The sequence below is a fragment of the Acaricomes phytoseiuli DSM 14247 genome (assembly GCF_000376245.1).
GTDB classification, from domain to species: domain Bacteria; phylum Actinomycetota; class Actinomycetes; order Actinomycetales; family Micrococcaceae; genus Renibacterium; species Renibacterium phytoseiuli.
Genome location: NZ_AQXM01000058.1, coordinates 12669 through 34402 on the forward strand (window position 1 = coordinate 12669; position 21734 = coordinate 34402).

Genomic DNA, 21734 nt, shown 5'->3' on the forward strand with positions numbered 1-21734 from the left:
AGAACTAGCCGAGCCAGATCGCGATGATCAGCATCGTGAGGAGGAAGCCAGAGAGGTAGTTGAGCGCTAAGAAACGCTTCCACCCCCGGTTGACCGCTGCTGATTGCTCATCCGCGATATTGGCGAACGGGCTGGCAGCCAGAATGTACGGCAGTACCAGCAGCCCGCTCAGCATGGCAGGCCAGCCGAGGGCTGATGCAGCGGCTCCGGCCAGTATCCAGCTGACGATGGCGAACCGGACGGTCCAACGAGCCCCGAGCACCGTGGCGATCGATGCTATGCCGGCCTGCCGGTCCGGAAGAATGTCCTGCACCGCCCCGAAGGCGTGGCTCGCGATTCCCCAGAGGAAGAAAGCAATCAGAGCCATGATGATTCCTGGCTGCAGGGGGCTTCCGGCGAGGACGAGTCCGTACCAGGCCGGGCTGACGAAGTGGAAACTGGAGGTCGCTGAGTCGACAAAGGGCCGCTCTTTGAACCTCAAGACGGGCACCGAATAGGCCAGGAGCGCAAACATGCTCAGGGCCAGTACCAACCAGGAAGCCCGGTCGCCCACCGCGATCAGGAAAATCAGGAACGGCAGGCTGCTGAGCCCTGCAGCGAGGAGCGTTCCGGTGTGGAATCGGGGCTCGAGGACTGCACCTTCTATCCCGCCCTTACGGGGGTTGGCCTGATCCGAGGCGTAGTCGAAGACGTCGTTGACCCCGTAGAGCGCGAAGTTATAGGGGATCAGGAAGAACAGCGTGCCGACGATCAGGGTGGCATCCCAACCTGCGGTGAGAAGGTACGTGATGAAGAACGGGTAGGCCGTGTTGACCCAGCTCAGTGGCCGGGAAGCCAGGAACCACTGTTTGAGCGGCAACTCAGCGACCATCCTGCCCCTTATCGGTCAGAAGCAGCCATAACCCCGGCAGGAGGATCGCAGCGGCCAAGGGGTAACTGAAATCCTCTATCGGAGCCAGGCCGATCCTCAGGCCGGAGATATGCTGCCCGGCATACTCCATCAAACCCACCATGATCATGACGTTATCGAAGACCGCCGTCAGTGCCAGCACGATGGACAGGGTGAGGGCCCAGGACTTCCACCAGCGCCGCACCAGGCCGCGGGCATCCGACGTGCGGGTCAGCGCATAGCCCGTCACCGCCGTGGCAATAACGAGGAAAAGCAGGCAAAGCAGCACATAGCTCATCGTTGCTCACCTCCGGGATCGGCAGGGTGCGGCGCGGGTTCGCTGCCCCGGTTTTTCCGGTTGCGCAGCTGCTGTGCTCCGGAGAGGAGCACCAGGGTCAGGTAGCACAGGAAGAACAGGAAGATCGGCTCCTCGAGGGGGAGCTCGGGGAGAAGTTCGATACCGGTCATCCAGGGGCTGCCGCCGCGGAAGAAGATTCCCAGGCCTATTCCGGCGAGATCCCAGAGGATGAAGAAGAGCACACCGAGTGCGAGCACCAGAGCGGAGCGGCGCCAGTTCTTCCAGAAGACCAGGCGGTGGCGCCAGTCGATGAGGATCATGCCGAGCGTGGAGACGCCGAGGCACAGCAGGTAAAGAAATCTCATAGCGGCTCCGGCAGGGGTTGTGCGCTGGTTTCCCCGCGCAGTCGCTTGACTACTAATTCAGCACTGATCAGGCACATCGGCAGTCCTACACCCGGGACCGTGGTGGCTCCTGCGTAGAACAGACCTGCGACTTTCGCAGAGGTGTTGCGCCCGCGGAGAAAGGCGCTCTGCCGCAAAGTGTGCGCGGGCCCCAGGGCGCTGCCGCTCCAAGAGCCATAATCCCGGGCGAAGTCAGCCGGACCGCTGGTGCGACGCAGCACAATGCGATCCGCCAGGTCGTGACAGCCGGACCAGTCGGCCAGCTGGCGGATGGCAGCATCCGCGAGCTCCTCGACTCGGCGGTCGCCTCCGCCGTTCAGGCCTCCTGCACCGAGCCCCGAATCCGCCGGTACCGGGATCAGCAGGAAGAGGTTCTCATGGCCTTCCGGAGCCACGGAGGGGTCGGAGGCGCTGGGCCGGCAGACATACAGGGAGGCCGGGTCCACGAAGGCCTCGCCTTCAGCAGCATCGAAGATCGCGCTGAAGTTCTGATTCCACTCCCGGACGAAGAGGAGATTATGGTGCTCCAGCTCCGGAAGGCTGCCGCGCACGCCGAGATATACCAGCACGGCTCCCGGGCCGGGAATCTTGCGCTGCCACCAGGATTCAGGGTAGCTGCGCAGTGCCTCGGGGAGCAGCGCGGTTTCGGTGTGATGCAGATCAGCCGCGGAGACGACGATCTCGGCGCTGTGGTGATGGATGCTGCCATCCGCTTCCCGGTAGTGAACGCCGGTCACGGAGGGCTTCCGGCCGGATGTCGTGGTGATCTCGGTGATCTCGGTGCCGGTGCGGATCCGGACGTTCTGAGCCCGGGCGAGATTTTCGATGCTCCCGATGATCTCGGTGAACCCGCCCAGCGGATAGTCAATACCCGATTCCAGGTCGAGATGGCTCATCAGCTGGTAAAGCGCCGGGGCGAGCATCGGTGAAGCTCCAAGGAAAACTGCCGGATACCCCAGGATTCTCCGCAGCCTTTCATCTCCGAAGCTGGAGCGGATGTGCTGGTCGAGGGACTTCATCAGCAGCGGCAGCATGGTGCCGGCGTGTTTGAGTACGTCCTGGGAGAAGAAGGAACCCGGTGAGGCGAAGTTGGTGTAGAGAAAGGAACCGAGTGCTACCCGGTAGGTTTCTTCTGCCGCCTCGAGATAGCGGCCGAGCGCCGCTCCGGCACCCGGTTCGATGCTTTCGAAAAGATCCTGATTGGCCTGCCGGCTGGCGCGGATCCGCAGGGCCTCTTGCTGCTCCTCGAAGAAGACCTGGTACCCCGGGTCGAGCCGAACGAGCTCCAGCTGCTCTTCGGTGCTTGTGCCTAGAAGCCGGTAGAAGTGCTCGAAGACTTCGGGCATGAGATACCAGGAAGGCCCCAGATCAAAACGGAAACCCTCCGAGGACCAGGATCCGGCCCGGCCGCCGGTGCGCGGCAGCGCTTCGAAAAGCGTCACCTGATAGCCTTCCCGGCCCAGTAGGGCAGCTGTTGCCAGGCCAGAAATACCCGCACCTATCACGGCTACCCGCTGCTCCGGCGCAGAGTTGCGGTTCGCTTTCATGATGAGCTTCTTCGTGGCAGATCCTGCCACGGCCTGAGTCTGATGATCGAGCGGCCGGCCGAAAGCAGCTTCACCGGATCCGGAACCCGGATCCGGCTCTGCATGATCTGCGCTGCGGCGGTTCGCTCCAACCGGGTATTGAGTTCCGCGAAGACGCCATGCGCCACAGCCACGGCGTATCTGCTACTCACCGGCAGCTGCGGGATCACCGCTGCCGCAGCATCCAGATCGGCGGTGATATCCGCTGTGATGCGCTGCTTCTGCGCTTCTCCGAAATCCTGCGGATCGAGCCACGGGAAGTAATTGCGGCCCAGTGCATACCAATCCTGATGGAAATCTCGCAGGAAATTCACCTTCTGGAATGCCGAGCCCAGGCTTCGCGCCCCCGCCTCGACCTCCGCCGGGCCGACTCCTCGCAGAAAAACCCGCAGGCACATCAGGCCCACTACTTCTGCCGAACCGTAGATGTAGTCGCGAACCTGCTCCTCATCGAAAGGGCTGGGGTCGGTATCTCTGCGCATCGAGGCGAAAAAGGGCCGCACCAGCGCAGCATCGATGGCATTCTTGCGGGCGGTGTCGGCGAAGGCGTGCACCAGCAGATTACTGCTGTAGCCACGATCCAGTGCGGCTAAAGTCTGCGCTTCGAGTTCGTCCAGAATGCTGGTGATCTCCGGCTGCTCGAGGCCGGCCTGGGCAGCGGCTCCATCCACGATTTCATCCGCTATGCGGACAAGGCCGTAGATCGAGGCGATATCCGCTTTGCGGCTTTTCCCCAACAGGGCGCTCGCCAGACGGAAAGAGGTCGAATATCGCCGGATCACCTGCGTGGAGCTTTCCCTGGCGATGTGTTCGTAACGGCTCAGCGCGCCGGGAGCATCAGCGGATTCCAGGGTCATCGCACACGCTCACGAGCCTGGTCTGCAACGGCTTCAAGATGCTGCCTCAGTTCATCCGGTATCGGCCAGATAGACAGAGCAGCCACCGCGCGGTGTGATTCCTGCTCGATCATGGCTTTGACATCCTCCAGGGCTCCGCTCGAGCTGATCATGCTGCGGAGCTGAGCTGCCGCAGCATCATCCAGGTTACCGGTGCTCTCGAAGCCGTTCAGCTCGGGATGGTCGGCGCAGCGCTGGCGGGCTATCCAGGCCAGGGGAGTGAGCTTGCCGGAACGGAGGTCGGTGAGGGCGCTCTTACCGGTGAGCGAGGGATCCCCAAAAGTGCCAAGAACATCGTCGCGCAGCTGGAAAGCGATGCCAGCCCGCCTGCCATACTCAGCGAGTCCGGCATGGATTGCGGGCGGCGCCTGAGCGAGTATCGCAGCGGCGCGGAGCGGAGCCTCGAAAGTGTAGAAAGCCGTCTTCCGGTAGTACATCTGCAAGATCTCCGGCAGATCCGCTGCGGCCACACCGAGCTCGAAGGCGACATCATCCAGTTCACCCGCCGCGGTGATCAGAAGGCAATCGCGCATCAAGGCCATGAGTTCTGCACGAGGTGGGTCCTCGAGCTTCGCGGTGAAGAGTGCCAACTGCGCCTCATGAAGCATCAAGTCCCCACCGAGAACTGCCGCGGCTTCACCCCAGCGCAGAGCCGTGCTGGAGCCCAGCCGGGCTTCGACAGATGCGGCGAAGCTGCCGTAGAGGTTCGGGGTTCCTCGACGGACCCGGTCTCGGTCGATCACATCGTCGTGGAGCAGAAAAGCCGTGTGCATCAGTTCCAGCGCTCCCGCGACCGGAATGGCAGCAGAACTCAGGCGGCTCGGATCACCGCCCAGTAGGCGGTACGAATCCAGGAGCAAGGCGGGGCGAACGCGCTTGCCGCCCCTGGCCGCATGGCGTAATTCCTGCCATAGCCGGAGGTATCTTTCTCCGTGACTTGCGGCAGCGGTGAGCCGCTCGCGGAAGAACTCATCCAGCCATTGATCGACCGCAGTGATATCTGCTGATCCTTGAGTTCTCAGCTGCATTTATAGCCCGAGCTCCGATACCGGCTCTGAGGTGCTGAGGTTTCTTGGCTCGAAGCACCTCATGAAAACACTCTTCTCTCCAGCAGAAATTTCCGATTGACCCTGTTATCAACAGAAAGCGCAGTGTGGAAATAGTAATCACAGGAAGACGGCGATGGAAAGCGAACTACACGCGTGTAAGTTATGCCCACCTGTGGACTTCCTTGTGGATAACTTACCGGGCTGGGGACTGCTAAGAACTAGCGGATCAGCCCAGAACCGGCGTGAACAGGAAGTCGTGCAGTACCGCGGCCCGCCATACCGTAAGCGCCAGGAGGATCAGCATGATCACCGCCAAGCCGGCCCATTGGTACACCTGCCGGCCGGCCGGGGCATAGATGAAGATCAACCCCAGGAGTGCCCCGGCGATCAACCCGCCCAGATGGGCTTGCCAGGCGATACCCGGAATCATGAAGCCCAGAACCGCGTTGATGCCGAGGACCACCAGGATCGGCGTGAGGTTGGCGCGCTGTTTGAGCTGCAGGACGAGCACCGCTCCGAATAAGCCGAAAACCGCACCGGAGGCACCGACGACTCCCTGATCCACCGGTGCTATCAGCAGAACAGCAACGGAGCCAGCGAAACCGGAAACCAGGAACAAAGCGAGGAATCGCAGTCTCCCCAGAACGGGCTCCAGGGCCTGGCCTAGCACGTAGAGGGCCCACATATTGAAGAGGATGTGACCGAGGAAGCTCGTTGAGTGCGCGAAGACCGAGGTGAGCATCCGCCAAGGCTGGAGTTCCGTGAGGAAGGGCGCGTACATGAGCGTGTTTTGTAGGTTAAGCCCCGGAACCCATTCGAAAACGAAGACCACCACGCAAATGGCGATGAGTGTGAAGGTCACCACGGGCCGGCCTTCGCGAGCCACCGCACCGAAAGCCGTCCTCTGCTTCGGCAAGTTTCGGTTGGCCTCCTCAACGCAGTCCACGCACTGAATCCCCACGGCAGCATGACGCTGGCAATCGGTGCAGGCCGGGCGACCACAGCGCTGGCAGCGCACATACGCCGCCCTATCGGGGTGCCGGGGGCATACGGGAACCTCCGTGCCCTGGCCTTCGTATGCCCCTGGAACCCCGTAACTCACTGAGTCAGAGCTGCTCTACAGTGATCGACTCGATCACTACATCGTCAAGCGGCTTATCACCCGCAGCCGTGCGAACGGCCTGGATCTTATCGACAACAGCCTTGGAGTCTTCATCGGCTACTTCACCGAAGATGGAATGCTTTCCCTGCAGCCACGGAGTGGGAACCGTGGTGATGAAGAACTGAGAGCCGTTGGTGCCCCGACCGCCCTGGATGCCGGCGTTGGCCATTGCGAGCTTGTAGGGCTGGCTGAAGTCCAGTTCCGGGTGGATCTCATCATCGAACTGGTACCCCGGGCCGCCGATACCGCGGCCCAGCGGATCGCCGCCCTGGATCATGAAGTCGGGGATGATGCGGTGGAAAATCGTTCCGTTATAGAGGGGCGCATCACTGCTCTCGCCGGTCTCCGGATGAGTCCAGGTTTTTTCGCCGGTGGCCAGGCCGGCGAAGTTCTGCACCGTCTTCGGCGCGTGATTGCCGAAGAGGTTCAGCCGGATATCACCGTGATTGGTGTGCATAGTGGCATGGGCAGTCGCTGCAACAGTCATACTGATTATTCTTTCATGATCTCGTGTATCGGGGCCCAGTGGTATCCCGGTGCGTCTTGTGATTTCTGCCGGAAGTCGCCGTCGACTGCCATTCAGCGCGGATTCCACGTAGGCTAAAGGGAGTTTCGATGAATTCGGGAGGTAGTTGTGAAGAAAGCAGATCGTGTCACCCGTGATCTCGAGGAAACCGTGAATCACGTCAAAGATCAGGCCAAGGACTGGACCGGCCCGCAAGTAGAGTCCGTGCGAAACTGGGCAGAGAATACTACGCCCAAGGTTCAGGAAGGCTTCCGCAAGGCCGCCCAGTTCACTGCCGATGGCGTAGCCACCGTCACTCCCAAGCTGCAGGACAAGCTGGAAAAATTCGGCCCGAAACTCTCCGATGCGGTGGATAATGCTGCGCCGAAGCTGGCGGAGAATCTGGAAAAGGCGACCCCGGCTCTGCAGAACGCCAAGAACAGAGTGGTCGAGGAATACCTGCCGAAGTTCTCAACGAAGCTCGGCGAAACCGCACAAGCTGTTGGCAAAGCCCTCGATGGTGCCGCGTCAGAGGCTTCTGCAGCTATCGAGAAGACGGCGAAGCCCGCCGTCTCCCAGGGCAAACGGGCGACGAAGAAAGCTCGTAAGGCAGCTGAGCGCAGCGCGAAAGAAGCAGCAGCAGAATTCAAGCGGCAGCAGAAGAAGGCGTCCGGCAGCTCGAAGAAGGGCTGGCTGATCGTCGGGGTCATCGGTGCTGCAGTAGCCGCCGGAGTCGCCGTCTGGCGCGCCTCCCGCCCGGTGGAGGATCCGTGGAAGGTTCCGGAGCCGGTCAAGAATGTGGCGGAAAAAGCCGAATCGGCCGGTGCCGAGCTCAAAGAAAAGGCTGAAGACGCAGCGGATAAAGCTTCTGAGACCGCCAAGGATGCCAAGGACAAGGCTGAGAAGAAGGTCGACGATCTGAAGAAGTCCTGAATCGTCTTGACCGTTCTGCGGTCAGAAGATTCCACGCAGATTTTCAGTGAGCATTGCGGGGTGAAGGCTTCCTTCACCCCGCAATGCTAAATTTAATAACGATGACACAGAATTCACACAACGACGATCTCTCCTCGATTTCGCCTTCCGGAAGCTCGGAACTTCAGCAGAAGCCGAGTGTAGCCATCATTATTCCGGCGTATAACGAGGAAGCCGTGATCCGGCAGTGCCTGATCGCGGCGATCTACCAATCCGTTCCGGCGGATGAGATCATCGTGGTGGATAACCGATCCACCGACTCCACCTGCGAGATCGTGCAGAAAATGCAGCAGGAATACCCGGAAAGCCCCCTGCGGCTGCTTCATCAAGAAGCAGACCAAGGCCTTATCCCCACCCGCAATTACGGTCTTGACCGGGCCAGTTCCGATATCCTCGGCCGGATCGATGCCGACTCCGTCCTGGAACCGGACTGGGTGGAGCAAGTGCAGAAAGCCTTCCTAGTCTCTACTGTCTCTGCCGCGACGGGGCCCGTGGTCTATTACGATATGCCGCTGCGCCGATTCGGCCTCAAAGCCGATGACAAGATGCGCCAGCTCATGCTCAAACTGGCCAAGCAGCAGTATCACTTCCTCTTAGGCAGCAATATGGCCATTCGCAACAGCGCCTGGAAAACCATCCGCAGTGAAGTCTGCCGTGATGAAGAAGATTTGATGCATGAGGATATCGATCTTTCACTGCATTTGGCGGATAACGACCTCAAGGTCCAGTACGTGCCGGCGATGATCAGCGGGATGTCCGCGCGGAGGTTAGAGGATTCGCCACGCGATTACCGCTTCTATGTGACCCGTTTCGAGCGGACATATAAAGCACATAACGTCAAGAACCTAGCCCTCAAAGCTCCTATGGTTGTCTTCTTCTCGGTGTATTTCCCGGCCAAAGTGCTACGAGCCCTGCACACCGCCAGCGTCGGTCAAGCAGCACAGCGGACCGTGAGGTCTTAGATTCCACACGAACGCAGAAGCGGACGTCACAACAACCCCATAAGCCCGACGATAACGTAACAACTCTCCTGAGGCCATCACTCAAGCAGCATTGAGGACTCGGCGTTCGTCTTCGTCACTCAGTCCACAGCGGCGCGGAGTGGTACGGCTGTGCTCTTCCCACACCAAACTGTCCGTGAGCGTTTCTGCTAGGGGGCGTGTGACTAAGCCCGCTGCACGGGCACGCGTAGTATCCATGGTGGCGAACCCTCGCCATTCGGGGTCAGCGATCCACAGGGACAGCGATGCCGGTCCCATCCACCCGCCAATGCCTGACTCTGCCAGCCTGCCCGGGGCAATCCACACCGGGGTAGCTGTGGACCCAGAAATAGCGGCAGCAGTTGCCAAGACGTCGCGCAGACACATCGTCAAACCCGTCGCATTGAAAACGCCTTCAGACCGCCGTTCGGCGAGGTCGACCAGCCACGCCGCAAGATCGCGGACGTCGATGATCGCGCAGGGGAAGTCCGGCTCCGCGGGTGCCACCACATGCTCGGCGACGGGATGCGCGAACCGCCAAGGCCAATATCCGGTGCGGCCAGAGTCGTCTCCAGGTCCACCAATCAGGCCCGAGCGTACCACCGCACAAGGACCAGCAGCTCGTACGATTCGCTCGCAAGCGACCTTGGCCGGGCCATAGTCATCATCCGTCTCCATGGCATCAAAGCACAACGGATCGAGCACGGCGGAATCCTCGCCTTGTTCGATCCGCGAGAAATCAGCATAGACGTTGCCGCTCGAAATGAAGACACGATGGCGTGTACGCAGGTCACGGACCGCCCGCCGAACTTGCCCTGGCTGGCGAGAAACATCAACGATGCTATCCCACATACGGTCTGCCAGACTTGTCAGGCCGCTCTCCTCGTCTCGGTCAGCCCGGACGAAACTGACTCCGTCTGGTGGTTCTGCCGACCCTCGTGCCACACAGGTGACGCGATGACCACGCTCCACCCCTTGGCGTGCTATCTGCCTACTAAGAAACGCGGTACCACCGAGGATGAGCAAGTCCATAAAACCATTGAACCTGGCCTCTTCTTCCGCCAGAAGAGCCGTTCGCCATGAGCCAAGCTACAGCGAAGAAGAGTGTATGGAACACGAGCATTCGTGTCTCGCCTGTTCCAGTAAGAAACTTTCGGTGGAGGCAAGGGGACTCGAACCCCTAACCCCCTGCTTGCAAAGCAGGTGCGCTACCAATTGCGCCATGCCCCCGAATATCCTCTAGAGGATATCTTACTTCACCGGGTCGGTGCCCTTACTCCAGGCGTCCTTCTGAGAGTTGGATTCCTGCATTTTCTTCCGCAGGAAAATCACTCCAGCGACAGCAGCCGCAATAGCGATCAACTTCTTCATCATTACCTCCTGGGCGTCTGGGAAGAATCCGAAGATTCGTGGGCGTACCAGGACTTGAACCTGGGACCTCTTCGTTATCAGCGAAGCGCTCTAACCGCCTGAGCTATACGCCCTCAGTCCCAGAGCCAGCATTGCCGCTCTCGGGATTCCCTTGCGAGCCGAAATAAAACTTTACCGCATGCGGTACATCGCCTCCAAATGGGGCGATCAAGCGGTTTCGGCTCACCGGATCAGTCGTCCGTCAAGGTCACTCCGATTCCGCCCACAAGCGTGGCGGAGATGTTGTAGAGCACAGCGGAGAGCATCGCCAAAGCGGTCAACAAGACGACATTAACCACGGCTACGATCGTCGCAAAAGAGGCTACCTGGCCCAACGAGGCGAAGCTCCTGATATCGAACCCGCTGCCGGTTCCTCCCGCCAGAATGCTGTTGATCCGACCGAACACACCGGTCAGATCCAGAACGGACCAGAGCACAATAGCGGCAACCACGATCACGATGCCGAGAGCCACCGAGAGCAGGAAGGAGAGTTTGAGTACTGACCAGGGCTCCACCCGGGAGACCTGAAGCCGCGCCTGGCGGGCTTTAGTAGCCGGCGCCGGTTTCACCAGTGCGGGCCGGGGTGAGCTCTCCGCGGTCTTGCTGGCGGCCGGCCGCTGCTGAGGTTTGACCGGCTGTGCACTCTTGGCTGCCGATGCATTGGAGTTATTGCTGCTCACTCGTTGCCTCCCTCGATACCGGAGGCTGCCTCCGGCGTACCGTCTTCAATCAACGGTACTTCATTCTCCGTGTTTTCAACGCTCACTGATTCTTCCACGAGAATCTCTTCATCTGAATCTTCAGCGACTACCAGGCCCCGTTCAATATTACGGGCGACTTCGAGAATACGATCGTTTTTACCGGGTTTAGCGAAGATCACGCCCATGGTGTCACGGCCTTTAGCCGGCACTTCGTTCACCTTGGAGCGGACCACTTTACCGCTGCCCATGACCACAAGAACCTCGTCATCGTCTTCCACGATCACCGCCCCGACCAGGTCTCCACGATCCTCGACGAGCTTGGCCACCTTAATACCCAGACCACCGCGGCCCTGCGTACGGTACTCGCTGACCGCCGTCCGCTTCGCGTAGCCGCCTTCGGTCACCACGAAGACATAGGAGTCATCACTGACAACATCCGCTGCCAAGAGCTCGTCATCGGCGCGGAATTTCATACCGGTGACACCGGAGGTCGCCCGGCCCATGGGCCGCAGCGCTTCATCGGTCGCGGTGAAGCGGATGGACTGGCCTTTTCGGGAGACCAGCAGCATGTCATCGCTTTCAGAGACTAGCCGAGCGGAAACCAGCTCATCGCCTTCACGGAGATTGATCGCGATAACCCCCGCAGAACGCTTGGTATCGTAATCCTCCAGCCGAGTCTTCTTCACCAGACCGTTCTTCGTGGCCAGAACCAGATACGGCGCCTGAGCGTAATCCCGCAGGTCGAGAACCTGAGTGATGCTCTCATCCGGCTGGAACGCTAGCAGATTGGCGACATGCTGACCTTTGGCGTCTCGGCCCGCTTCCTGGAGCTCATAGGCTTTCGCCCGGTACACCCGGCCCAGATTCGTGAAGAAGAGCAGCCAATGATGGGTCGTGGTGACAAAGAAGTGCTCCACCACATCATCGCCCCGGAGCTGAGCGCCCTTGATGCCCTTGCCGCCGCGGTGCTGCGAACGGTAGTTATCACTGCGGGTGCGCTTGACGTACCCACCGCGGGTGATCGTGACGACCATTTCCTCTTCCGGAATGAGATCTTCGATGCTCATCCCCGGGTCATAACCCAGCAGGATCTCGGTCCGCCGATCATCGCCGTATTTGGCGGAGATCTCCGCCAGTTCCTCGTGCACGATCTCGCGCTGCTTCGCCTCTGAATTCAGAATCGAATTGTAACCGGCGATCCGACGTTCCAGTTCATCGCGCTCATCCTGGATCTTCTGGCGCTCCAGCGCGGCGAGGCGGCGCAGTTGCATATCCAGGATGGCATTGGCCTGCGGCTCATCGATGCCCAGGAGGTCGATCAGCCCGGAACGGGCTTCTTCAACCGTGGGTGAGCGCCGGATCAGCGCGATCACGTTATCTAAGTCGTCCAGAGCTTTGAGCAGGCCGCGGAGGATATGCGCCCGAGCCTCAGCCTCTTTCAGCAGGAATTTGGTGCGCCGGACGATGACTTCCAGCTGGTGCACCGTCCAGTGCCGGATGAAGGCATCCAGGCTCAGCGTGCGCGGCACGCCGTCGACGATGGCGAGCATGTTCGCGCTGAAGTTCTCCTGCAGCTGCGTGTGCTTGTACAGGTTGTTCAGAACGACCTTCGGCACGGCATCCCGCTTCAGCACTACGACGAGCCGCTGGCCGGTGCGGCCGGAGGTCTCATCGCGCAGGTCCGCGATTCCGGAGACCTTACCGTCCTTGACCAGATCAGCGATCTTCACCGCGAGGTTATCCGGGTTGACTTGATACGGAAGTTCGGTGACCACCAGGCAGGTGCGGCCCTGGATCTCCTCCACGTTGACAATGGCGCGCATCGTGATGGAGCCGCGCCCGGTGCGGTAGGCGTCTTCGATGCCGCGGTGGCCGAGGATCAGCGCGCCGGTGGGGAAATCTGGGCCCTTGATCCGCTCGAGGAGGGCCTCGAGCAGCTCTTCCCGGCTGGCCTCCGGGTTCTCCAGGTGCCACTGCGCACCGGAGATGACTTCGCGGAGGTTATGCGGCGGGATATTGGTGGCCATACCCACCGCGATCCCGGAGGATCCGTTGACCAGGAGGTTCGGGAACCGAGCCGGCAGTACCACCGGTTCCTGGTTCTTGCCGTCGTAGTTGTCCTGGAAGTTGACGGTGTCCTTGTCGATGTCCCGGACCATTTCCATGGCAAGCGGGGCCATCTTGGTCTCGGTGTACCGGGGAGCAGCGGCGCCGTCATTACCGGGTGAACCGAAGTTCCCCTGGCCCAGGGCAAGGGGATAGCGCATGACCCAATCCTGGATCAGCCGGACGAGCGCATCGTAGATCGCAGTGTCGCCGTGCGGGTGGTACTGGCCCATGACTTCGCCGACCACGCGTGCGCATTTATTGAAAGAACGATCGGGCCGGTAGCCGCCGTCGTACATCGCGTAAAGAACCCGGCGGTGCACCGGCTTGAGCCCATCGCGCACTTCCGGCAAAGCCCGGCCGACGATCACGGCCATCGCGTAATCGAGGTAGGAGCGCTGCATCTCCGTCTGCAGCTCGACCTGTTCTATATGGTCGGTCCGGATGACGGTTCCCTCGACGATTTCGTCAGACATACTTCACAATCGCTTTCTCTCTGCCAGGATCCTGTTGAAGAAGCCCAGCAAACGGCTCAGGGCGGGTGCTGATACCTCGGTGCCTCAGATATCCAAGAACCGCACGTCTTTGGCATTGCGCTGGATGAAAGCGCGCCGGGATTCGACATCCTCGCCCATGAGCACGGAGAACATCTGATCCGCTGCCGCGGCGTCGTCCATGGTCACTTGCAGCAGGGTACGCGAATTCGGGTCCATCGTGGTCTCCCACAGCTCGGTGTAGTCCATCTCGCCCAAACCCTTATAGCGCTGGATGCCGTTCTCCTTGGGCAGGCGGTGCCCTGCTGCCTGGCCTCGGGCCAGGGCTTCATCCCGTTCCCGGTCGGAGAAGACGTAATCGTGAGTGGCATTGGACCACTTCAGCCGGTAGAGCGGCGGTTGTGCCAGGTAGACGTAACCGTGTTCCAGCAGCGGTCGCATGAACCGGAAGAGCAGGGTCAGCAGCAGCGTGTTGATGTGCTGTCCATCGACATCGGCATCCGCCATGAGCACGATCTTGTGATAGCGCGCCTTGGAGACATCGAAATCCTCACCGATCCCAGCACCGAAAGCGGTGATCAGGGACTGCACTTCGGCATTGTTGAGGGAGCGATCGAGCCGTGCTCTTTCCACATTGAGGATCTTGCCGCGCAGCGGGAGGATCGCCTGGGTCTCCGGATTCCGGCCTCGTACTGCGGACCCCCCAGCAGAATCTCCCTCCACGATGTAGATCTCGCTCTTGAACGGGTCCTTGGACTGGCAATCCTTGAGCTTTCCGGGCATCCCACCGGATTCCAGGAGGCCTTTGCGGCGAGTGGATTCCCGCGCTTTACGCGCCGCTAGCCGAGCCTGCGCGGCCTGAATGGATTTACGGATGACGTCCCGGGCCGGGCCAGGATTGCGCTCGAGCCAATCGCCCAGCTCATCGGTGACGACTCTCTGCACGAAGCCCTTCGCCTCGGAGTTGCCGAGTTTGGTCTTGGTTTGCCCCTCGAACTGCGGTTCGGAGAGCTTGACCGAGATCACCGCGGTGAGACCTTCGCGGATATCGTCACCGGTCAGGTTGTCATCCTTCTCCCGGATCAGGTTCTTATCCCGGGCGTACCGGTTGATCAAGGAGGTCATCGCGGCGCGGAAGCCTTCTTCGTGCGTGCCGCCCTCATGAGTGTTGATGGTGTTCGCGTACGTGTGCACGCTCTCCGAATACGCCCCGGTCCACTGCATCGCCAGTTCCAAGGCGATGGACCGACCACCGATATCCTGGCTCTCGCTTTCGAAAGCGATCACTTCGGGGTGAACGACTTCCACTCGCTTAGCGGAGTTGAGGTACGTGACGTAATCCAGCAGGCCATTGTCGTACTGGTAGACCACCTGCCGGGATTTCTCTTCGGGTTCTTCGTCGATTTCGGAGGCGATCTCTTCCCCGGGCTCAGCGGAGACTCGCTCGTCAGTGAGTGTGATCCGCAGGCCTTTATTGAGGAACGCCATCTGCTGGAACCGGGCGCGCAGGGTTTCGAAGTCGAAATCCGTGGACTCGAAAATGCCCGGATCCGGGTAGAAAACCTGCGTGGTGCCGGTCTCTTCGGTCGCCTCGCCTTTGTTGAGACTGCCGACGGGCTTGCCGCCATCCGCGAAGGACTGGTGCCAGGTGAACCCTTGCCGGCGCACTGTAGTCTCCACCCGAGTGGAGAGCGCGTTGACCACGGAGATGCCCACACCGTGCAGACCCCCGGACACCGCATAGCCGCCGCCGCCGAATTTTCCGCCGGCATGCAGGATGGTCATGACTACCTCGACCGTCGGCTTGCCTTCCGTCGGGTGCATATCCACGGGAATGCCGCGGCCGTCATCGACAACCCGTACGCCGCCATCGGCTTGCAGGGTGATCTCGATATGCGTGCAGTATCCTGCGAGCGCTTCATCAACGGAGTTATCGACGACTTCGTAGACAAGGTGATGCAAGCCGCGGGGCCCGGTGGAGCCGATGTACATACCGGGACGCTTCCGGACCGCTTCCAAACCTTCCAGCACAGTGATGTCACTGGCGCCGTACTGTGGTTCTCCAGCAGTGCTGACAGCGTCATTCGACGAGTTATTGTTCGACAAAGACCTACTCGACCTCATTCTTGATTCTTGATGGGTCTGCTCCGGCCAGCCCTGAATTCCAGTCCGCTACCCGACCGGAATCAATACCGGCCAAGGTTCCGGGCCAGGTATCCAAGCATCCGGTTCATTCTGCTTTTATTCTACAGCTTTTTCTTCCACACACCGTCTGGCGAAGACTCCAACACCGGGAAAATAGTCATCAAAAGCTCACTATGCCCGCTTAGCTGGCCTCAGTAGCAAAGAATGGCCCGGGATACGCGCATTGATTTCCGTGCCTTGCTCAGCCCGATATCGCGAATCTGTGCTGTCAGAAAATTACCTGCTCCTCAGCCATAGGTATCCCGGGGGCCGCGGCCGTTCACCCGCCGGGCTCCTTTAGCCCAGTTAGGCGCTGCCGGTCCCAGAACATGAATCACCGTCACCACTCCGGCCCCCAGCTCTTTATCGAAGCGCTGCAACAGAGTCGAGGAGAGCAGTCGCAGCTGAGTAGCCCAGCTAGTGGAATCGCAACGCACCTGCAATTTAGTTCCGGTGAAGGATTCCGGCTGGCAATGCGCAGCGATCTCCGGGCCCACTAAAACATCCCAGCGAGTGATCACGGAACCGACCGCTACCGGAGCCGCCCAGCCGCGTTCGGAAATCATCCGACTGACCACGCCCCCCAGCTCCTGAGGATCCCGGCCCGTTTGCTGCCCGGAACCGAATCGGCGCCGATTTCTACCACCCCGGCCCGAGCCACGCGCCGCAGAACCCTGCAGACCTGAAGACTGCTTGCGCTGCGGCCGATCCCCCCGAGCCTGAGCGGCCTGACGCATCCGGTTGAGTGCGAAGCGAGGAGCATCGACCTTTTCCGTCTCTTCCGAAGAGCCGATTCCTCCCGGGATCGGCTGCGGATCAGACAATTCTTCACTCATTTCTTCACTCATCGCCGGTGGCCTCTGAGTTCTCAGCGCGATCCAGGCCCTGCGAGCTCGGGATCAGGATCTTCCCCGGGGCGCTCATCCGGATCCGGTGACCTTGCAACTGCTCCGGGATATCTGCATCCACCGCTGCCGTCACCAGAACCTGCTCAGCTCCGGATACCATCTGCGCCAACCGCTCGCGACGGTTCGTGTCGAGTTCGGCGAAGACATCATCCAACACCAGAATCGGATCCGCCCCGGAGACTTCCTGCTCCTGGCGCAACAACGCGTAGCAGGCGAGGCGCAGTGAGAGCGCCACCGACCAAGTCTCGCCATGAGAAGCGAATCCCTTGACGGGGAATCCGGCTAATAACAGGTCGAGTTCATCGCGATGCGGGCCGATGAGCGTCAACCCACGATCAACCTCACGGGGCCGCACAGCGATGAGAGCCTGTTGGAATCTTTCCATGAGCTGCGCTTGTGGAAGCCCACCCAGATCCTCTTCAGCCGCCAGGAGTTCATCCGCGCTGCGTGCTCCCGGCTCATCTCGATCAGGATCTTCCTGATACCCGTTGAGACTGGAGCGGTATCTCATCGAAAACTCTTTGCCGCCCTCGGTCAGCGCGGCATAAGCTTCCCCGGCGTGCGGAGCCAACTGATCGACCAGGCGATACCGCGCCTGAACCAGCTCCGCAGCAACAATGGATAAATGCTGATCCCAGACGTCCAAGGTGCTCGTGAAATCCGCGGGCAGCCCGCCACGGGAAAACCGATGCCCTCGGGCGGATTTCAGCAGAGCGTTGCGCTGGCGCAGCACCCGATCGTAATCACCGCGCACTCCGGCCAATCGCGGGGAAAGAGTCTGCAGCATCTCATCGAGGAATCTGCGGCGCTGCCCCGGGTCACCTTTGACCAGGGAGAGGTCCTCAGGGGCGAAAAGCACACTTCTGCACAAGCCGAGGATTTCCCTGGCGCGCACCGGATTGGCGCGGTTGATCCGCGCCCGATTCCCACCTTTGCTGTTAATCTCTAGTTCCAGACTCAAACGCTGACTGCCACGGACCAGACAGGCGCGGACAATCGCCTGCTCCTGACCGATCCGGATCAGCGGTGCATCGGCGGAAACCCGATGCGAGGCAAGGTTAGCCACATAACCGAGCGCTTCGACGATATTCGTCTTGCCGAATCCATTGGCACCGACCAAAACGCTGACACCCGGCTGGAACTCCACGTCGAGCGAAGCATAAGAGCGGAAATCGGTGAGCACAAGCTGCTCCAGGTACACGAGTAGGCCTCGATGTCAGTCGGCGGGATCCGGCTTCACCGCGGGACGCATCTGGTGACCGCCGAACTGATTGCGCAGCGCCGAAACCATCCGCATGGCTGCAGAGTTGTCATCGCGCGAGGCGAAACGTGCGTACAGCGCAGCAGTGATCGCGGGCACCGGAATCGCGCTTGCGACCGCTTCCTCCACGGTCCACCGGCCTTCGCCGGAATCTTCAACATAATCGGCGATGCCTTCGAGTCCGGGGTCCGCTTCTAGCGCTCGGACCATGAGATCCAATAGCCAAGAGCGCACTACGGTGCCTTTCTGCCAGGCACGGAAAGTGCCGGTGACATCTTTGACGATGTCTTTCGAGGCCAGTAGATCATAGCCTTCGGCATAGGACTGCATGAGACCGTACTCGATGCCGTTATGCACCATCTTGGCGTAGTGTCCGGCACCCACACCGCCGACATGGACAAAGCTGTCGGAGCGCTCGCCTTCCGGCCGGAGCGCATCGAAAACCGGCATAGCCCGGGCGATATTCTCATCGGTTCCACCGGCCATGAGCCCATAGCCGTTCTCCAGCCCCCAGACTCCGCCGGAGACACCGCAATCGATGAATTCGATGGATTGTTCAGCGAGGATCTCCGCATGCTCCTGGTCCGCTGTGAAACGCGAGTTGCCACCATCGATGATCAGGTCCCCGGGGCTCAGTCGATCGCCGAGATCCCTGATCACGGTGTCCGTGATCCTTCCTGCCGGGACCATCACCCAAATGATCCTGGGCTCCGGCACAGCGGCTACCAAAGCATCGAGATCGGCGACATCGGAGATTTCCCGGTTGTGGTCGTATCCGGTGACGTCGATGCCTTTCTCCCGGAGCCGGGAACGCATATTGAAACCCATTTTTCCGAGACCGATAAGACCGATGTGCATAGTGTTTCTCTTCTTCTCTTCTTTGCTGACTCTCGTCACTGGTTGGGCAGTCGGACCGGCATCACCAGGTAGCGGTAATCGTCCTGATCATCGCCATCGAGCTTCTCCTGAGCCGTGATCATCGCCGGTTTCGGTGCCGAGGTGAAAGAGAACCTTACGTATTTGCTCTCGATGGCATTCAGCCCTTCGCTTAGATAATGCGGGTTGAAGGCCACCGTGATGGGTTCACCGGTGAGCGAGACTTCCAGGGCTTCGGAAGCCTGCGCTGCTTCACCGGTACCGGCATCCAGGCTCATCTGGCCTTCGGTGAAGGAAAGGCGAACCGGGGTATTGCGTTCGGCCACGAGAGCGACCCGCCTGACCGCTTCGATGAGCGCTGAGGTTTCAACTACGGCGTGGATCGGAGTGCTCTCCGGAAAGAGCGATCTGATCTTCGGATAGTCGCCATCGACCAGAAGCGAAGTGGTACGGCGCCCACCGCTTTCGAAGCCGATGAGGTCAGCTGTATCACTCAGCGCCAGACTCAGTTCCCCAGCTCCGCCAAGCGTCTTGGCAACTTCGTTGAGCGTCTTGGCTTTCACCAGAACAGAAGTGGAGATCGCAGGATCAGCGGGTTTCCAGGTCATTTCCCGCATGGCCAAGCGATACCGATCAGTGGCGAGCAGAGTGATGGTGTCACCCTCGATCTCGACTTTGACGCCAGCAAGAATGGGCAGGGTGTCATCCTTGCTCGCGGCGATGCCGACTTGAGCTACGGACCGGGCGAAATCTTCACCGGATACCGTGCCACTGAGGTCGGGCAGCTGCGGAAGTTCGGGGTATTCGTTCTCCGGCATCGTTGCCAGATTGAACCGTGCACTCCGGCAGCTGAGCGTGACTTTGGAACCATCGGTTTCCACCTCGATCGGTGCCGAAGGCAGGCTGCGGCAGATATCAGCCAGCAATCGTCCCGAAACCAGGATGTTACCCGCTTCGATGACTTCTGCGGAGATCTCCAGATGTGCGGAGATCTCGTAGTCGAAACTCGAAAGGCTCAGTGTTCCGGTTTCTGCTTTCAGGAGTAGTCCGGCAAGGATGGGGACCGGCGGCCGCGGCGACAAGGCGCGCGCAGCCCAGCTGACCGCATCGTTGAGGACATCCCGCTCTACTCGGAACTTCACTAGTGCCTGCCTAACTGTCTTCTGACGTCTCTAAAGTAGTCCGGATAGCAGAGCACACCTCGTGCCGCCTTGCTGTCAGGAAACTACATACCCGATCCCAGCTTAGCCGTAGACGGATCAGGCCAGTCTAGGTCGATAGGATCAGAATCGATGGCCAAGGCAGGCGCTTTGTTCTTTGGGATGATCAGAAATATTGGAATTCTTAGTGTTAATAACCTCTGTGGAAACTGTGGATTACTGCCTGGATGCCAGGAGATCTCTCACTTCTTGGTTGTGTACAACATGTGGTTCAGCGGGGGCTGACCTGTTATGGGGCTGGTGATAGCGGAATCCCGCGAGAATCATCATCACAGGAGTACCGCGCTTTATGCTCAGGGGAACCGAAGTTATCCACCGTTATCAACAGACTTATCAACACCAACGATATCGTGGCTGTTGTACCGCGTGTCGGGCCTGACTCAGCACTAACTCTGCCGCTGTTGCTGTTTGATCAGGTTGGTCAGCTCAGTCACCTGGTTGAAGATCGCGCGCCGCTCAGCCATCAGTTCCCGGATCTTCCGGTCGGCATGAATCACGGTGGTGTGATCGCGGCCGCCGAGTTCCTGCCCGATCTTAGGCAAAGAGAGATCGGTGAGCTCACGGCATAAGTACATGGCGATCTGCCTGGCATTGACCAGCGTCCGTGTCCGCGATTTCGATTTCAGCTCTTCTAGACTCAGATCGAAGTACTTCGCGGTCTGGCCGAGAATGGTCGTCGCGGTGATCTGCTGATCGCCTTCATCGGTGATCAGATCTTTGAGTACTGTTTCGGCAAGCGAGACATCCACGTTCTGCCGGTTGAGCGAAGCGAAAGCCGTGACTCGGATGAGTGCTCCTTCGAGTTCCCGGATATTAGTGGAGATCTTCGAAGCGATGTATTCGAGAACGTCATCTGGAGCATACAGGCCCTCTCCGATGGCCTTTTTACGCAGAATCGCGATCCGGGTCTCCAGTTCGGGCGGCTGCACATCAGTGAGTAGACCCCATTCGAAACGGGAGCGCATGCGTTCTTCGAATCCGGAAAGCTGTTTCGGAGCCAGATCCGAGGTGATCACCACTTGCTTGTTGTGATTGTGGAGTGCGTTGAAGGTGTGGAAGAACTCTTCCTGAGTGGCTTCTTTCCCGGAGAGGAATTGGATGTCGTCGATGAGCAGGATGTCCACGTTCCGGTAAGTCGTCTTGAAGCTGGTTCCCTCATCGTATCGGATGGAGTTGATGAACTCGTTGGTGAATTCCTCGGAGTTGACGTAACGCACCCGGATGCCGTTGTAGAGCTTACGGGCGTAGTGTCCGATGGCATGCAGCAAGTGGGTCTTACCGAGACCCGAATCACCGTATATGAACAGTGGGTTATATGTTTTCGCGGGAGCTTCTGCTACGGCGACTGCAGCAGCATGGGCGAAACGATTCGATTGCCCAATGACGAAAGTATCGAAGATGTATTTCGGGTTGAGTCTGCCGAACTCGTTCGATGTGCTGGGTGGCTCTGGCTGCGGCCGGGTCTCACCGCTGGCTTCGGGGATTTCCTGCTCTTCTTCCTCTTCCACGGCAATGGGTGTCAGATCGGTATCGATACTGATCGCGCACAGAATGTCTTCGCCGAAGACCTCGCGCAGAGCCAGATCGAGAGACCCTTTGATCTGATTCTGCAGGACCTCGCGAGTCAGTTCGTTGGGCACGGCCAGTAGCAGCGTCGAGCCGATGAGCCCTTGCGCCTGGGCCAAGGAGACGAATCCGCGCTGCCTGGGCGAGACGTGCTCGTCTTCTTCCAGGATTCTCACGACCTTGCGCCATGATCCAGCGATGTTTTCGACGTTCTCTATGTTCACGATTGAACTCATTCTGCCCAGGGACTACTCACGGTTATTGAAC

The 21734-nt window shown here is 59.9% G+C and carries 20 protein-coding genes and 2 tRNA genes; 2 read left to right on the forward strand and 20 right to left on the reverse strand.

The features are described from left to right. Positions 1-4 precede the first annotated feature (4 nt). From C501_RS0107225 to C501_RS0107260, 8 genes are all read right to left on the reverse strand, one after another. The gene (locus C501_RS0107225; RefSeq protein WP_018134962.1) at positions 5-871 is read right to left on the reverse strand and encodes a prenyltransferase; all 867 of its coding nucleotides are present in this window, start codon (positions 869-871) and stop codon (positions 5-7) included. After that, entirely contained in the window at positions 861-1187 is a 327-nt protein-coding gene (locus C501_RS0107230; protein WP_018134963.1) for a lycopene cyclase domain-containing protein, read from the reverse strand. The genes C501_RS0107225 and C501_RS0107230 overlap by 11 nt, the downstream gene beginning before the upstream one ends. Continuing rightward, a complete protein-coding gene (locus tag C501_RS0107235) occupies positions 1184-1552 on the reverse strand; it encodes a lycopene cyclase domain-containing protein (RefSeq protein ID WP_018134964.1) in 369 nt (122 codons plus the stop codon). The genes C501_RS0107230 and C501_RS0107235 overlap by 4 nt, the downstream gene beginning before the upstream one ends. Beyond that, positions 1549-3138, reverse strand: a complete 1590-nt coding sequence (gene crtI, locus C501_RS0107240) for a phytoene desaturase family protein (RefSeq protein ID WP_018134965.1) — start codon at positions 3136-3138, stop codon at positions 1549-1551. The genes C501_RS0107235 and crtI overlap by 4 nt, the downstream gene beginning before the upstream one ends. Beyond that, positions 3135-4034, reverse strand: coding sequence for a phytoene/squalene synthase family protein (locus C501_RS0107245; RefSeq protein ID WP_018134966.1), 900 nt, complete (start codon positions 4032-4034; stop codon positions 3135-3137). Before C501_RS0107245 ends, crtI begins: the two co-directional genes overlap by 4 nt. Beyond that, complete coding sequence (locus tag C501_RS0107250; RefSeq protein ID WP_018134967.1) at positions 4031-5101, reverse strand: polyprenyl synthetase family protein; 1071 nt, start codon at positions 5099-5101, stop codon at positions 4031-4033. The genes C501_RS0107245 and C501_RS0107250 overlap by 4 nt, the downstream gene beginning before the upstream one ends. Positions 5102-5348: 247 nt before the next feature. After that, on the reverse strand, positions 5349-6038 hold the full coding sequence (locus C501_RS0107255; protein ID WP_319639732.1) for a rhomboid family intramembrane serine protease: 690 nt from the start codon (positions 6036-6038) through the stop codon (positions 5349-5351). Between the two features lie 190 nt (positions 6039-6228). Continuing rightward, on the reverse strand, positions 6229-6771 hold the full coding sequence (locus C501_RS0107260) for a peptidylprolyl isomerase (RefSeq protein ID WP_026174719.1): 543 nt from the start codon (positions 6769-6771) through the stop codon (positions 6229-6231). A 147-nt stretch (positions 6772-6918) separates the two neighbouring features. On the opposite strand from C501_RS0107260, the gene C501_RS12790 reads away from it, so the two are divergent. Continuing rightward, on the forward strand, positions 6919-7722 hold the full coding sequence (locus C501_RS12790; protein ID WP_018134970.1) for a hypothetical protein: 804 nt from the start codon (positions 6919-6921) through the stop codon (positions 7720-7722). Positions 7723-7823: 101 nt separating this feature from the next. Beyond that, positions 7824-8723, forward strand: a complete 900-nt coding sequence (locus C501_RS0107270; protein ID WP_018134971.1) for a glycosyltransferase family 2 protein — start codon at positions 7824-7826, stop codon at positions 8721-8723. Between the two features lie 81 nt (positions 8724-8804). Here the strand turns inward: C501_RS0107270 and C501_RS0107275 are convergent, their stop codons facing one another. From C501_RS0107275 to dnaA, 12 genes are all read right to left on the reverse strand, one after another. Beyond that, entirely contained in the window at positions 8805-9446 is a 642-nt protein-coding gene (locus tag C501_RS0107275) for a Rossmann-fold NAD(P)-binding domain-containing protein (RefSeq protein WP_245532440.1), read from the reverse strand. A gap of 452 nt (positions 9447-9898) precedes the next feature. Then, a tRNA-Ala gene (locus C501_RS0107280) sits at positions 9899-9971 on the reverse strand. A gap of 21 nt (positions 9972-9992) precedes the next feature. Then, positions 9993-10112 (reverse strand): DLW-39 family protein, encoded by a 120-nt coding sequence (locus C501_RS14610; RefSeq protein WP_211206356.1) that lies wholly within the window; start codon positions 10110-10112, stop codon positions 9993-9995. Positions 10113-10151: 39 nt separating this feature from the next. Continuing rightward, positions 10152-10225 (reverse strand) — tRNA-Ile (locus tag C501_RS0107290). Positions 10226-10342: 117 nt separating this feature from the next. Further along, on the reverse strand, positions 10343-10831 hold the full coding sequence (locus C501_RS0107295; RefSeq protein ID WP_018134974.1) for a DUF3566 domain-containing protein: 489 nt from the start codon (positions 10829-10831) through the stop codon (positions 10343-10345). Further along, positions 10828-13434, reverse strand: coding sequence for a DNA gyrase subunit A (gyrA, locus tag C501_RS0107300; RefSeq protein ID WP_018134975.1), 2607 nt, complete (start codon positions 13432-13434; stop codon positions 10828-10830). Before gyrA ends, C501_RS0107295 begins: the two co-directional genes overlap by 4 nt. Positions 13435-13518: 84 nt before the next feature. Continuing rightward, positions 13519-15576, reverse strand: a complete 2058-nt coding sequence (gene gyrB, locus C501_RS0107305; protein WP_083906571.1) for a DNA topoisomerase (ATP-hydrolyzing) subunit B — start codon at positions 15574-15576, stop codon at positions 13519-13521. Positions 15577-15884: 308 nt separating this feature from the next. After that, positions 15885-16472: a DciA family protein gene (locus C501_RS0107310; protein ID WP_051064500.1), complete on the reverse strand. Its 588-nt coding sequence runs from the start codon at positions 16470-16472 to the stop codon at positions 15885-15887. Between the two features lie 4 nt (positions 16473-16476). Then, positions 16477-17745 (reverse strand): DNA replication/repair protein RecF, encoded by a 1269-nt coding sequence (gene recF / locus C501_RS0107315; RefSeq protein ID WP_018134978.1) that lies wholly within the window; start codon positions 17743-17745, stop codon positions 16477-16479. Between the two features lie 15 nt (positions 17746-17760). Beyond that, on the reverse strand, positions 17761-18663 hold the full coding sequence (gnd, locus tag C501_RS0107320; RefSeq protein WP_018134979.1) for a phosphogluconate dehydrogenase (NAD(+)-dependent, decarboxylating): 903 nt from the start codon (positions 18661-18663) through the stop codon (positions 17761-17763). Positions 18664-18698: 35 nt separating this feature from the next. Further along, on the reverse strand, positions 18699-19823 hold the full coding sequence (dnaN, locus tag C501_RS0107325; RefSeq protein ID WP_018134980.1) for a DNA polymerase III subunit beta: 1125 nt from the start codon (positions 19821-19823) through the stop codon (positions 18699-18701). A 464-nt stretch (positions 19824-20287) separates the two neighbouring features. Further along, positions 20288-21685, reverse strand: coding sequence for a chromosomal replication initiator protein DnaA (gene dnaA / locus C501_RS0107330; protein WP_425393276.1), 1398 nt, complete (start codon positions 21683-21685; stop codon positions 20288-20290). Positions 21686-21734 lie beyond the last annotated feature (49 nt).